Annotated in this window: 16 protein-coding genes; all 16 read left to right on the forward strand. The window is 47.5% G+C overall.

The annotated features are described in order from the left end of the window. Positions 1-422 precede the first annotated feature (422 nt). Positions 423-656, forward strand: coding sequence for a hypothetical protein (locus tag GSQ66_RS06100; RefSeq protein WP_162426646.1), 234 nt, complete (start codon positions 423-425; stop codon positions 654-656). A 13-nt stretch (positions 657-669) separates the two neighbouring features. After that, positions 670-1,512 carry a universal stress protein gene (locus GSQ66_RS06105; protein ID WP_162426647.1) on the forward strand — a complete coding sequence of 281 codons (843 nt, stop codon included), beginning with the start codon at positions 670-672 and terminating at the stop codon, positions 1,510-1,512. Between the two features lie 524 nt (positions 1,513-2,036). After that, a complete protein-coding gene (locus tag GSQ66_RS06110) occupies positions 2,037-3,386 on the forward strand; it encodes an MBL fold metallo-hydrolase (protein ID WP_162426648.1) in 1,350 nt (449 codons plus the stop codon). 354 nt (positions 3,387-3,740) lie between these two features. Then, positions 3,741-4,541 carry a sulfite exporter TauE/SafE family protein gene (locus GSQ66_RS06115; protein ID WP_162426649.1) on the forward strand — a complete coding sequence of 267 codons (801 nt, stop codon included), beginning with the start codon at positions 3,741-3,743 and terminating at the stop codon, positions 4,539-4,541. A gap of 247 nt (positions 4,542-4,788) precedes the next feature. Next, positions 4,789-5,652 carry a sulfite exporter TauE/SafE family protein gene (locus GSQ66_RS06120; protein ID WP_162426650.1) on the forward strand — a complete coding sequence of 288 codons (864 nt, stop codon included), beginning with the start codon at positions 4,789-4,791 and terminating at the stop codon, positions 5,650-5,652. A gap of 95 nt (positions 5,653-5,747) precedes the next feature. After that, positions 5,748-6,074: a rhodanese-like domain-containing protein gene (locus tag GSQ66_RS06125; RefSeq protein WP_162426651.1), complete on the forward strand. Its 327-nt coding sequence runs from the start codon at positions 5,748-5,750 to the stop codon at positions 6,072-6,074. Between the two features lie 99 nt (positions 6,075-6,173). Next, a complete protein-coding gene (locus GSQ66_RS06130) occupies positions 6,174-6,731 on the forward strand; it encodes a YeeE/YedE family protein (RefSeq protein ID WP_202923411.1) in 558 nt (185 codons plus the stop codon). A 107-nt stretch (positions 6,732-6,838) separates the two neighbouring features. Further along, positions 6,839-7,252, forward strand: coding sequence for a YeeE/YedE family protein (locus GSQ66_RS06135; protein ID WP_162426652.1), 414 nt, complete (start codon positions 6,839-6,841; stop codon positions 7,250-7,252). A gap of 92 nt (positions 7,253-7,344) precedes the next feature. Further along, positions 7,345-8,613 carry an MFS transporter gene (locus GSQ66_RS06140; RefSeq protein ID WP_162426653.1) on the forward strand — a complete coding sequence of 423 codons (1,269 nt, stop codon included), beginning with the start codon at positions 7,345-7,347 and terminating at the stop codon, positions 8,611-8,613. A gap of 21 nt (positions 8,614-8,634) precedes the next feature. Beyond that, positions 8,635-9,000 carry a hypothetical protein gene (locus GSQ66_RS06145; protein ID WP_162426654.1) on the forward strand — a complete coding sequence of 122 codons (366 nt, stop codon included), beginning with the start codon at positions 8,635-8,637 and terminating at the stop codon, positions 8,998-9,000. 135 nt (positions 9,001-9,135) lie between these two features. After that, on the forward strand, positions 9,136-10,014 hold the full coding sequence (locus tag GSQ66_RS06150; RefSeq protein ID WP_162426655.1) for a DoxX family membrane protein: 879 nt from the start codon (positions 9,136-9,138) through the stop codon (positions 10,012-10,014). A 77-nt stretch (positions 10,015-10,091) separates the two neighbouring features. Further along, positions 10,092-10,706, forward strand: a complete 615-nt coding sequence (locus GSQ66_RS06155) for a TlpA family protein disulfide reductase (protein ID WP_238395838.1) — start codon at positions 10,092-10,094, stop codon at positions 10,704-10,706. Between the two features lie 109 nt (positions 10,707-10,815). Beyond that, positions 10,816-11,247 (forward strand): DsrE family protein, encoded by a 432-nt coding sequence (locus tag GSQ66_RS06160; RefSeq protein ID WP_162426657.1) that lies wholly within the window; start codon positions 10,816-10,818, stop codon positions 11,245-11,247. Positions 11,248-11,273: 26 nt separating this feature from the next. Further along, positions 11,274-12,200 carry a sterol desaturase family protein gene (locus GSQ66_RS06165; protein ID WP_162426658.1) on the forward strand — a complete coding sequence of 309 codons (927 nt, stop codon included), beginning with the start codon at positions 11,274-11,276 and terminating at the stop codon, positions 12,198-12,200. Between the two features lie 239 nt (positions 12,201-12,439). After that, positions 12,440-12,826, forward strand: coding sequence for a hypothetical protein (locus tag GSQ66_RS06170; protein ID WP_162426659.1), 387 nt, complete (start codon positions 12,440-12,442; stop codon positions 12,824-12,826). 243 nt (positions 12,827-13,069) lie between these two features. Next, entirely contained in the window at positions 13,070-13,636 is a 567-nt protein-coding gene (locus GSQ66_RS06175) for a hypothetical protein (protein WP_162426660.1), read from the forward strand. Positions 13,637-13,645 lie beyond the last annotated feature (9 nt).

A 13,645-nucleotide genomic window follows, 5' to 3' on the forward strand; every position in this document is an offset into this window, starting at 1 on the left:
TTTTTGCTAACAGAATGCAGCATGATAAGCAGGCCAGGAATATAAGCTAAGTTTTACGGATTTGCTTTTATTAATTGTAAATGAGTTTTCCGCATTTTATGATCCGGATTAGGACATTAGAGCAACCTCACTTCATTTGACAGTCCATATCATCCTAAAATATAACACTTATGTAACCAATGTCACTGAACGGGGCAAATGGATTCATCACTTTTGTTGCGTTCATTAAAACACGGTCCTCGGGGTCGGTCTGCAGGAGTATGAACTGTAAAGTTGCATGCCTTGCAGAAACTTAGAAGAAATAAAATAGAAAGCGGGAATTCTGGAATCAGCGCTACAGGCAGGCTGAACCAGCTTATGGCTTAGAACCCAATGCGTTTTTTTAAGAGCAGTTAAAGGCTTTACAGCCAGGCTCTTTATTGATGCCCGCAGAAGGCGAAGGTCGGGATTCGGTTTATGCTGTTGCAACAGGCTGGCAGGAGCAGGCATTTACAGTTCGGCGGGCCTTACGAAAGCCTTACAACTGGCCGATGAAGCATAAAGTAAAAATGAATTATATCCTGTATGCAGCGGAAACCTATAATTCGGAAACGGAAAGATTTGATGCCTTAGCCCTGATCTATGCCCACTTCCCTCCTGCTACACGTCACCATTAAACTATAAACACACATGGAAAAAAAGTTAAACATCATGGTTCCGGTAGACTTTACGCCGGTGTCTTTCAAAGTGATCGAATTTCTGCATTTACTCATGCAAGCAGCTCCGGTAACTACCCGCCTGGTGCATGTTATAGAAGTTAACACCGGCGACTGGGGCGGCTCTTCAGAAGCCTCTGAAACATTGGATAAAGAGAAATTTAAACTAGAAGAACAAAAAGTTCGGAAACAGTTCGAGGAGCTGAGAAAGCAGGTTGATTTCGACTTTACCAGCGATATTGTGTATGGTGGCCTCACCACGGCTATTGCCAAATATGCTGCCCATCATCAGACAGACCTGGTACTGATGGGAACAAAAGGTGCTGATGGCTGGCTGGAGAAAATATCAGGTTCTGAAGCCCAACAGGTGGTTCGCCATACCGAAGTGCCGGTGATCACCATTCACCAGTTTGCTTCTATTACGCCTGTCCGCAACATACTTTGGGTAGCAGATTTTGAAGCGCAAAAACAGCCCGAGCAAAGTATAACCACCATTAAAAACCTGCAACGCCTTTTTAATGCTAAACTTCACTTGTTACAGATCATAGGCAAAGACGATGAGCAGCAAACACAGGCAACACAGCAGCACATGCGCCGTTTTGCCGACACCTTTGGTTTACAAAACTATGAACTGCACCTGCACCACAATTATAAAGTACCGGCCGGCGTACGCAACTTTAACCAGGCCACCGAAATGGACCTGGTACTGATCGGCACCCATGCCCGAAAAGGGATAAGCCACCTCTTTTACGGAAGTATAGCCGAGTCACTGGTAAACCATTGCATCCGGCCGCTTATGACCTACCATTTAAAATAAATTGTCCCGTAGTTCCCATCCTAAAATTGCAGCCGGGGCTGCAATTTTTAGCTGGTATAAACTATAAAACAACGATCCCTTTCACCCCGACACAAAAAGCCCAAACACACTTAACTGCGTAAACATGTATATACCACGCTCTGAAAATGCAACTATAAAACATCTCTATTCAACTGGCTCACACCCTCTTCGTAACACAGCGAATTCCGGAGCCGGCGTATCAGGTATAAAGTTGTAGTATAAATCAGATTGTAAGGTATACCCATTTTCAGGTTTTAATTATTGGTGGGAGCCCGGCAGGAATCATGCTGGGCGCCAAGCTTCTGCGGGAACAGAAGAGGTTGCGGGTGGCCATTGTGAAGCCGTCGAGCAATCACTGGAACCTGATACTGGAAGGAAATACGCAGAAAAAACGTGTGTGACAAACGTCACTGTATACCCTTTCGAAAGCTTATATCTTTGTATTAATTATGGGGAGAAAGTATAAATTCTCCGTATTTGATTAACTATAAAACGTAAAACTGATGAAAATTAAACAGTTCGAAGACAAAGGATTAGCTCATTATTCATACGCTATTTTAAGCGAGTGTGCCAGCGAAGTGGTACTGGTAGATCCGTCCCGCGACCCGCAGCCATACTATGATTACGCTGAAGCCAACAACGCCAGGATCACAGGTGTGATCGAAACGCACCCCCACGCCGACTTTATAAGCTCGCACCTGGAGATCGCTAACAAAACCGGCGCTACCATTTATACCCACAGCCTGGTTGGTGCAGACTATAAGCACACTGCTTTTGATGAAGGTGCTATACTTGAGATCGGTAAAATCAAACTCAGATCGCTGCACACCCCCGGCCACTCCCCTGACTCGATCAGCATTGTGCTGGAGCACGAAGGAAAAGACAAAGCTGTGTTTACAGGGGATACCCTGTTCATCGGCGATGTGGGCCGCCCCGACCTGCGCGAGAATGCCGGCAACATTACCGCCAGGCGCGAAGAACTGGCCCGCCAGATGTACCACAGCACCCGCGAAAAACTACTGAAGCTGGATGACAGCGTTACCGTTTACCCGGCACACGGCTCAGGCTCGCTATGCGGAAAGGCCCTGAGCGATGCCAACAGCAGCACCATCGGTGCCGAGAAAAGTGGAAACTACGCGCTGCAGCCCATGAGCGAGGATGAGTTTGTGAAGATCCTGACCGAAGACCAGCCTTTTATTCCCAAATACTTTGGCTACGACGTTGCCCTGAACAAACAAGGTGCCCCGGACTATAAACCAAGTATAGAAGGCGTGAAAATGCTGGAGAAAAACTATAAGCCCGAAGATGGCGCTGTAATAGTAGATGCACGCAACGAAAAGGAATTCAAGAAAGGACACTACAAAGGCGCGATCAACATCCAGAACGGCGGAAAGTTCGAGACCTGGCTGGGAAGTATAGTTGGCCCGAATGAGAAATATTACCTGGCAGCCGAAAGCGAAGCACAACTACAGGACCTGATCTCGAAAGCAGCAAAAATCGGCTACGAACTGCTGATAAAAGGCGCTTTTGTGCTGGATAAAGTAGAAGAAACGAAAACGCCGGAGATCAATGTTGGTGAATTCCGCGAAAACCTGGAAGACTATACCATCGTGGATATCCGTAACACCTCGGAAGTGAGATCGGGTAAGTTCTTCGACAAAGCCATTAACATTCCGTTGCCAGAGTTGCGCGAGCGGGCCCTGGAAATACCCACAGATAAGCCTGTGGTAGTGCATTGTGCCGGTGGTTACCGCTCTGCGGCAGGCAGCAGCATAGTGGAAGCAGCCCTGCCGCAAACCAAAGTGCTGGACCTGAGCGAGGCCGTAAACAAGTTTAAGGACGGTCAGAAGTAAGTATAACCAAAATAAAAAACCAGTGCGGCCCCCAACAACTGCCCGCACTGGTTTTATTTGTATTTGCTATAGTTCTAAAAGTCCCATTCCATTTCTTAAACCAGGAAAGTTCCAGGCAAACGGCTAATCCTGAGGCAATTACCGCGACCGGGGCACGAGCTGAGTATAGTTTAAAAAACAATGAATCAGGGTTGAGATTCAGCAGCTTTCTAAATTTATAGTTTATACTTTGCATGGTGCAGGCTTAAACCACTACGCACCAACTCCCTGACTATAAAATACGCTCTGTGACAAGTATCACTGTCATACTTTTGCAGAAGCAGTACTTTTGTGTTGTCAATCTTTAATTTACCAATGGAAATATTCGGATATATCGCAGCCCTTTTTATCGGTCTCTCTTTAGGACTAACTGGTAGCGGTGGCTCTATACTTACAGTACCCATACTGGTTTACCTCATGCGTTTAAGCCCGGTAATGTCTACCTCCTACTCCCTGTTTATAGTTGGAACTACTAGTCTTGTAGGCAGTTTTAAATTCTACCGCAAAGACCTGGTAAGCTTTAAAACAGCCCTCATTTTCGGAGCACCTTCCCTTACCACCGTTTTTCTTACCCGCACGTTCCTGGTACCCGCCATCCCGGCGCATATCCTTACCATCGGAGGCTTTGAGATCACAAAAGATATCCTGCTGATGGTACTCTTTGCCATACTTATGGTAATGGCCTCGTTCAGCATGATCCGTAAACCCAAATACAAGCCTGAGCTGGAGGCCCGCGAAGCGTTACCCATCCGTTACTTTGCCGTGATGGCACAGGGCACCTTAGTTGGCCTGGTCTCGGGTTTGGTTGGTGCTGGCGGCGGCTTCCTGATCATTCCTGCACTGGTATTATTCACCGGTCTTGATATGAAATTAGCAGTCGGCACCTCCCTTTTTATTATCGCTGCAAACTCCCTTATCGGGTTTATGGGAGATGTTTTCCAATATAGTATAGACTGGATTTTCCTGGTAACTTTCTCAGCGCTTTCGGTAGCGGGTATTTACATCGGCACAGCCTTATCTTCTAAAATAGATGGCCATAAATTAAAAACAGGATTTGGCTGGTTTATACTTGCCATGGGCCTGTACATTTTAACCAGAGAGATTTTCCTTTCCTGACCCGAACGCCACTTCCTCAGCTGTAGCCCTGTTGGAAGCAAATCTACAAGCTAATGCAGGTTTACATCTTTTTACAAACACCTGTAAAGCAGAACTTTAAACTATACAACAAGCCTTAACCATATAGATATAGTCCCTGTCTGAAATACAATTTTAACCAGAAGAACATGCTCTGTGTCAAGAGTCACTGCGTTTGCTGGCAGCCTGATCTATCTTTGCAGCGTTAACTATTAAGAAACTATAGGCAATGGAAATACTTGGATACATCGCTGCACTGCTCATCGGCCTTTCACTGGGTTTGATCGGTGGTGGCGGTTCTATACTTACCGTGCCGGTGCTGGTTTATTTAATTGGCCTCAACCCGGTTATCTCTACGGCTTATTCGCTGTTTATAGTTGGCTTAACCAGCTTGGTTGGCTCCTGGAAATTCTATAAAAAAGGACTTGTTAGCCTGAAAACAGCAGTTGTATTTGGTCTGCCTTCTATTGTAGCGGTGTATATTACCCGGCGCTACATTGTACCGGCCATCCCTGAAAATCTATTTATGGTGGGCCAACTGGTAGTTACCAAAGGCGTGCTCTTAATGCTCTTGTTTGCCGGCCTGATGGTGTTTGCTTCTTTCTCGATGATCAGAAAGAAAAAAGAAGTGCCTGCCGAACCCGTGGCTATTGTGGATGAGAACATTGACACCGAGCTGGACGTGGAGCATACAGACAAAACAGAAACTCATCCAAAACCAAAATTCAACTATGCCGGCATCCTGGGCGAAGGCCTGGTAGTAGGTACGCTCACTGGCCTGGTAGGTGCAGGCGGCGGTTTCCTGATCATCCCGGCGCTGGTGCTCTTCAGTAAGCTAGATATGAAAATGGCGGTAGGCACCTCGCTGCTAATTATCGCCGTTAAGTCGCTGTTCGGGTTTATCGGCGACATTTACAACTATGAGATCGACTGGATGTTTCTGGGCATTTTCTCTACCATTTCTATTGCCGGTATTTTCATCGGTTCGTTCCTCTCCACTAAGATTCACGCCGATAAGCTCAGGACCTCTTTCGGCTGGTTCGTGCTGTTGATGGGGATATACATCATCGTTAAGGAAATTTTCTTCGCCTAAATCTCCGGTGTGACCAAAGTCACTGAACCCCGCTACAGATCTTCCGACCTTTGTAGTGTAATCGAGACAAACACTTAAACCTAAACTCAGAAACCATGTTCAATATATTTAAATCCGCTCCCAAGAACTACGAAGACCTGGACGGAACTACTTTCAAAACAAAGTATAACAACACAACGAAAGCTGAATTGCTGGATGTGCGTACTGCCTCCGAGTTTGCTTCAGGCACTATACCGGGAGCCAGGAATTTGGATGTAACCTCGCCTCAGTTTCAGCAGGCGCTGAAAACACTGGACAAGGACAAAGAATACTTCGTGTTCTGCCGCAGCGGTAACCGTAGCGGCTCGGCCTGCGACCTGATGACAGCGCAAGGCTTTAAAGCATATAACCTGTCGGGTGGCTTAGGCGCCTGGCCAAGATAATTTCAACTATTTTTAGGGCAGCTTACGGAAGGAGTCTTTGAACGCGCTTCTTCCCTGCTCCTGTTCAGTATTAAAATCAAAAAGTAAAGTATAAAAGTTATGTTAGAGCTAGTAAGGCAACCATGGCCGTGGTACACGTCGGGAGCTGTGATCGCCTTTGTGATGGTCCTGTTGCTTTTTTTCGGAAAATCATTCGGAGTTTCATCCAACCTGCGCACCATCTGCTCGGCCTGCGGAGCTGGTAAATCAGTAAAGTTCTTTGATTTTGACTGGCGCTCCCAGACCTGGAACCTGTTGTTCCTGGTAGGGGCTGTCTTGGGCGGGGTTATCTCTTCACAGTTCTTGTCTACCGGCGAAGCAGTGCAGATATCGCAGGCAACTATACAGGACCTGGGCCAGCTGGGTATTTCCGCACCACGGGGCATTCAGCCGGAAGAACTGTTTAGCCTGGAGGCCCTCTTTACAGTAAAAGGCTTTTTAATTCTGCTGCTGGGCGGTTTTGCGATCGGGTTTGGGGCCCGCTATGCCGGTGGCTGTACTTCGGGCCATGCCATCAGTGGCTTATCTAATTTGCAGTGGCCATCGCTGGTAGCTGTTATCGGTTTCTTTATAGGTGGATTGCTTACAACCTGGGTACTGATGCCGATCATATTTTAATGATTAATTGATAATGAGTAATGAATAATTCAGCTTTAAGTCTGCTTCTGATTATTCATACATAATTAATTAATCATTCATCATTAATAACTATTAATTAATTCGCTGTGAAAGGATTAAAATTTATACTGGCCGGCATACTGTTCGGCATCGTCATGAGCAAGTCCGAAGCCATTTCGTGGTTCCGGATCCAGGAAATGTTCCGCTTCCAGTCGTTCCATATGTATGGCATTATCGGTACTGCGGTTATACTTGGCGTGATCATCACCTACCTGATTAAAAAGTATAAGCTGCGCGACTACCAGGGTAACCCGATCGTTTTTACGCCTAAAGAGAAATCTGTGCCTCGTTACCTGATCGGGGGTGTCATTTTCGGGTTGGGCTGGGCGCTGACTGGTGCCTGTCCGGGGCCGATGTTCGTAAGTATAGGCTATGGTTACTGGGCCATTTTACTGGCCGTGGGCGGAGCAATTGCAGGAACTTATACATACGGCGTCCTGAAAGACAGGCTGCCGCATTAACAATACTTTGGCTGAAAGTGAATATGACCTGAGGACCATCTGCTATAGGCGGTGGTTCTCAGGTATAGTACTAAGCTGGGCACTATATTAAAATGAAGCTACCATCATCTGAAATAAAACTTGGGTTAAAGGAGAATGCAGGGCAGTTCTGGCTGCTGGTGCTGGTGAACGGTTTTGTTGGTTCGATGGTGGGATTGGAGCGCTCTGTTATTCCGGAATTTGCTGAAACAGTTTTCGGCATAAACGGGCACACGGCGCTCCTCTCTTTTATAGTTGCCTTTGGCCTTGCCAAATCGATTGCCAATATGCTGATGGGGCGCCTCTCGTTAAGGTTTACCCGCAAGCAATTGCTGTTGACAGGATGGTTGTTTGCGTTGCCCGTGCCTTGGCTTTTATTGTATGCGCATAACTGGTGGTGGGTAATTTTTGCGAACCTGCTGCTGGGTATAAACCAGGGACTGGCATGGTCGGCAACTGTAGTAATGAAGATTGACCTGGTAGGCGAAAAGAACCGCGGCCTGGCGATGGGTATTAATGAGTTTGCCGGTTATTTTGCAGTAGGCCTGGTGGCTTTCCTGGCGGGCTATATTGCTTCCAGTACAGGTAACGTTACCTATGCTTTTGTGCCGGGAATCGGCTTTTCTATAGTTGGTCTGCTGCTCACATTGCTTTTTGTGCGCGATACCCATGCCCACGTGCAAACCGAAGCTGCGCAAACAACCACTCCCCTGTTAAAAAACATCTGGAAAGACACCACCTTTCGCCACGCCAACCTGGGCTCTGTTACGCTAAATGGTTTCGTGAACAACATGAACGACGGTATACTCTGGGGCTTGCTGCCAGTGCTGTTAAATACAAAAGGTTACTCGCTTACCGAAATAGGTTTTCTGGCTGGTATTTATCCGGCTGTATGGGGATTGGGACAATTGGTAACAGGCAGGCTGGGCGATATACTTTGCAAAAAGCAGCTGCTAAGTATGGGCATGATGATACAGGGTGTTGCCATTGCCATGCTGTTGTTTGCAGATTATTATCCTATACTTGTAGCGGCGCTGGTTATACTTGGTGCCGGCACAGCCATGGTCTACCCGAATTTCCTGGCAGTGGTGGCCGAGAACACGCACCCGAGTCAGCGCCCGCAGAGCCTGGGCATTTTCCGTTTCTGGCGCGACTTTGGCTATGTAGCCGGTGCCGTGGCTGCCGGGGTGTTCAGCGATATGTTCGGGCTTGGAGCAGTCATTACCGGAACGGCTATACTTACAGTTGGGGCCGGAGTAATGTCAGAGTTGCGCATGTGCTGCACCAAAAAACTGCTATGGCACAGCAGAGAATGTAGCACCGGTTTGCTTCGTGCAACCTAATTGACTACTTTAAACATAGTTATGAAGACGTACCTGCTTTTATTTGTCAGCACCTTGTTCCTGCTTTTCGGCATACAGAAGAGCAGCAGCCTGCCTGGTGCCGCTGATTTTAAGCAGCGCTTTGTTTCAAAAAGCTGTAAGTATAGCAACCAGGGATTTAAAAAGCCATGCGCTAAAAAGTGCCTCAAACATCAAACCCATTCGGAGCAAAAAGGTGCTGCCAATGTAGTAACAGACTGCCCGCAACAGACCTATGGCGTAGCTTCGGCACAGCTCCTGCCTGCTTTTTACACTCTTGCTGTAGTGCAATCAACTATAGTTACCAACAGTAACAAACACCTGTCTCCGTACCTCGAAACGGAACACGCCCCTCCCCGGCTTTCTTAAAATGACATTTCTTTAGATACTATGGCAAAAAGTCGCAGGCTATACGTGTAGCCCGAGCTAAGCCATATCCATACTTCTGTATTTACTGAAATCAGAAGCTAATTATCTATTTCAATCATTTTAAGATCAAACAAAATGGAATACACTCCTTTGCAAAAAATATCGTTCCTGGGGCTCCGCATCCTGGGCAGCCTCATTTTCATAACTGCCGGCCTTAATAACCTGTTTAAAACAGCCGGCGCAACGGCCAAACTTCAGAAGTCCGCTTTCGGCCACCTGGCAACGGCCATCGCGCCAGCCGAGTCGCTGGTTATACTTTCGGGAATAGGCCTGCTGGTTGGGGGCGTAATGCTGCTTGCCGGCTTTAAAACCAAACTCGCTTCGCTGGGGCTGCTGGCTATACTTGTGCCTATTACCTTAACGGTGCAGATCGCAAACCCCGAAGGTGCCGGGCCTCTGTTTAAGAATGTTGCGCTGATGGGCATCTTGCTTTTCTTTATGGTGAACGGCGCTGTATACTATGGCCTCGACCAGGTGCTGGAGTTGAAAAGGAAAGCTGGTTTTCAAACTATAGGTAACAGAAGCTATGTAGCTGTGTTGGCTTTTGGAGTGCTGGCTATACTTGGGTCCTGCACTTCTACCAGCAGCATGGCACAAAATAGTCAGCAAACTACAGCCAAACAGAAATATGCTGTACTGATAAGCCAGCCAAGCCACCTGAAAGCCGCAGTACATACAGCCGGAAGCATAACCAAAGACAGCAAGTATAACAGCGAAGCATTTGTGATCATGGCCTGCGGAAAATCAGTGGAAGCATTTCAGAAAGGCAGCGAGATGGCGCAGTATATTGCGCAAGGCCGGGCATTAGGCGTTACCTACAAAATTTGCGGCATGTCGCTGAAGCAGTTTAACATCGACCAAAGCACGCTGGTAGATGGCCTGGAAGTAGAACCCAATGGCCTGACCTATATGTTTGACCTGCAACTGCAGGGCTATAAAACTGTTGAATTATAAACTATATATAGAAAACTCAGCTCCTGTAAAAGAGGGCAATTTCAAAAGACATAAAGATGAACAAAAATAAATTTTCAATGAAGAATATACCAGGCTGGGCAGTAATGCTGGCGGTGTTTGGCGTTTTATACGTAACCGGTCTGCACACCGAAGCCATTGGCCAGGTACAGCGTTTAATGCTGGCCACCGGTGTTAAAAATGCCAACGTACCTGAAACCTTACAGAATCCGGATGCAAATGCAGTGGCCGACGCATCGGCAATAGCTGGCTCAGAAATGGCAGGTGCCAGTTTCCAAATGGTCGGGCTGGATGGCAAACAAGTAAGCTTCGAAAGCCTGAAAGGCAAAGTGGTGTTCATGAACATCTGGGCTACCTGGTGCCCGCCCTGCGTGGCCGAAATGCCGAACATCCAAAGCCTCTACGAAAAAGTAGGCTCAGACAAAATTGCTTTTGTGATGCTGTCGGTTGATGAAGGTGGCATGGACAAGGTGAAGAAATTCATCAGTAAGAAAGGCTTTACTTTCCCGGTATATATGCCGGCCAGCCAGTTACCGCAGGAGTTTTACTCCAATGCCATTCCTACTACGTTCATCATCTCACCGGAAGGCAAGATTGTAGCCAAGCAGGAAGGCATGGCTGATTATGACACGAAAGAAGTACAGGAATTCCTGAAGAACTTGGTAAAGAAATAAGCAAAATTAGCTGGCTGAATGATGAATCGGCCAGCTAATTTTTTTTTACTTATACTTGGTTGATCATTGCAAAAAATTGCAAGCCCCTTTATACTTTAACCTGACTGCCATGAAACTAAAACTGATCCTACTGCTGGCCATTTTCGCATTTGCAGCGTCGCCCGCCTTTGCCCAGGTAAAACAGAAAGAAGCGAAAACCAGACAACACCGCATTGTGTACGATGTGTCTGCGGCCGATACCGGACAGCACGCCGGCATAATGCGCCAACTCAATAATTTAAAAAGAGCCTGGCCCGATGCGCAGGTAGAAGTAGTAGTGCATGGCAAAGCCCTGAATTTGCTTGTGACAGAAAACACGGGTAAGGCAACTGCTATAAAAGACCTGCAGGCAAAAGGCGTAGTATTTGCTGCCTGCGAAAACACGATGCGCGTCCGAAAAATAACCAAAGACCAGTTATTGCCTGGCGTTATAACCGTGCCGATGGCCGTTGGCGAACTTGTACTGAAACAGGAAGAAGGCTGGAGCTATATTAAACTATGAGCCGGCTATAGTTGTTAACCTCCTGCATGGAAAAATACAGGCATATATTTACTTCTTCGTTCAGCGACTACGGCCATTACCTGTGGCACGAAATGTTGCACCCGGGCTGGGGCAACTATTTTTACTGGCTGCTGGGCATTTCGCTGTTCTTCTGGCTACTGGAAGTTATAGTTCCGTGGCGCCAGCACCAGGCCAGGATCCGTCAGGATTTCTGGCTCGATGGCTTTTACATGTTCTTCAACTTTTTTCTCTTCTCGCTGGTAGGCTTTAATGCAATTTCCAATATTGGTGTAGAGGCTTTCAATGATTTCCTGGGGCTGTTTGGCATCAGTAACCTGGTAGCGTTTGAGGTGCAGTCGTGGCCGGTTTGGGCGCAATTGCTAACGCTGTTTATAGTGCGGGATTTTATACAATGGAATGTGCACCGCCTGCTGCACCATTCCGGGTTTTTGTGGCGTTTCCATAAAGTGCATCATTCGGTACAGCAAATGGGTTTTGCCGCGCACCTGCGCTTCCATTGGGGCGAAACTATAGCTTACCGCACCTTGGAATACATTCCGTTAGCCATGATCGGCTTCGGTATTCAGGACTTTTTCCTGGTGCACATTTTTGCTACGGCCATCGGGCATTTCAACCATTCCAACATCCGTGTTCCGCTGGGCCCGTTGCGCTACCTGTTCAATAACCCGCAGATGCATATCTGGCACCACGCCAAATACCTGCCCCACCGTTATGGCGCCAACTATGGCATCAGTTTAAGTATCTGGGATTATCTTTTCAAAACAGCCTATATGCCCGCAGAAGGCCGTGATATTGAGCTTGGTTTCGAAGAAGTGGAGCAATATCCGAAGTCGTTTATAAGGCAGCAATGGCAACCATTTTTAGAGGGACGAGATGAGGATACCCCTACGGCCTCACCAGTTGAGGAGCTCAAGAAACTGGAAAATGCCTGAGAAGTATTTATAGAATATAAACAGAAAGCCGCTGCAGATAAGAAACACACAGCGGCTTAAGCCCCAACTGCTGGCCCTGTTTGCTGCCTTGGCCAGACTACTCTGGTAGAGAAAAAACAGACCCTTGATACCGCCGTAGTATATATGTGTGAAGACAGGAAAGCAAGCAGGTATTTTATTTATTATTTACCTCTACAAAGACTTTACTTTCTCTTGTATACTTTGTAACTTGGTAGTAAGTGAAACAGATACTTGCCATATTTCTGCTTGTGGTTTATACCTGCACCGGTACAACCATGCAACAGGTGCAAAAAGCTCCTGTACTGGCAGCACATTACCTGGAACATCAGGCAATGACAGCGGATATCTCACTAACGGAATACCTGGTGCTGCACTACCTGAGCGGCAATGTAAAAGATGCCGACTACGAACGTGACATGCAACTGCCCTTTAAAACAACAGATGTTGTAGCATCGACTGCTAGCCCCCTGTTTATCCCGGCTTCCTTCCCCGAACTCAACTTTACCTTGCCGCCAGCAGCCCATGTGCATGGTGCCCCGCTTGACGAAGGTTTCCAATCCTCCCAATACCTTTCCAGTATCTGGCAGCCGCCGAGGTCCTGCTGATTTTCTTTTTACCCCTGCTGCATTTCAGTTCTGCACTTTTTGTGTAAGGCCTGCGCATGTACGCACCTGCGCCTAAATGCCTGCTTCATCCGGCACCGCATCACGGCTGTTCGTCCTTATTTTCAGTTCCTGTATCATCTTTTTACATGACCAAAGTCATAGATAAAAGAAATATTTTCATTGATCTTTACTATCACTCGTTTAGATATATAAAGGTCGATTGACTGGTGCAGTTAGTTGTTTATGAAGGCATTAACACCCGTTACCGGTAGCATATCAGCAAGCAGGGGCACCTGTTTACAGTTTTCTAAAACCAAAAAGAAATCAACAATGGACTTAACACACATCCATTTGCTGCTCAATCACTTCCCTATTGTCGGAACCCTGATCGGCGGCATGGTCATGCTCTGGGGCATGGCTAAAAACCAGAAAAACATCCAGGCACTGGCGGCCGTCCTCGTAATAGCCATGGCCCTTATTGCCATTCCGGTATACCTGACGGGCGAGCCTGCCGAAGAGCGGGTGGAAGACCTGCCCGGGGTATCTGAGCCCCTGATCGAAGAACACGAAGAAGCGGCCGGTCTGGCCATGTGGGTACTGGCGGCCGCCGGCGTGGCCTCGCTGGCGGCCCTGGTGCTTCGCCACCGATCCTCCTCCAGGCTGCCTTTCACCCTGGCGGCCCTGCTCACGCTGCTGGCTTTTGCAGCAATGTCCCGCGCAGGATACTACGGCGGCCAAATCCGGCATACCGAACTGCGCACTGACCAGAAGGTGCTGCCAGCCGACCAACGACAGCAACACGAAGATTAAGAAAAACTT

Origin of the sequence: Pontibacter pudoricolor, from assembly GCF_010092985.1 — a bacterium.
Lineage (GTDB): Bacteria > Bacteroidota > Bacteroidia > Cytophagales > Hymenobacteraceae > Pontibacter > Pontibacter pudoricolor.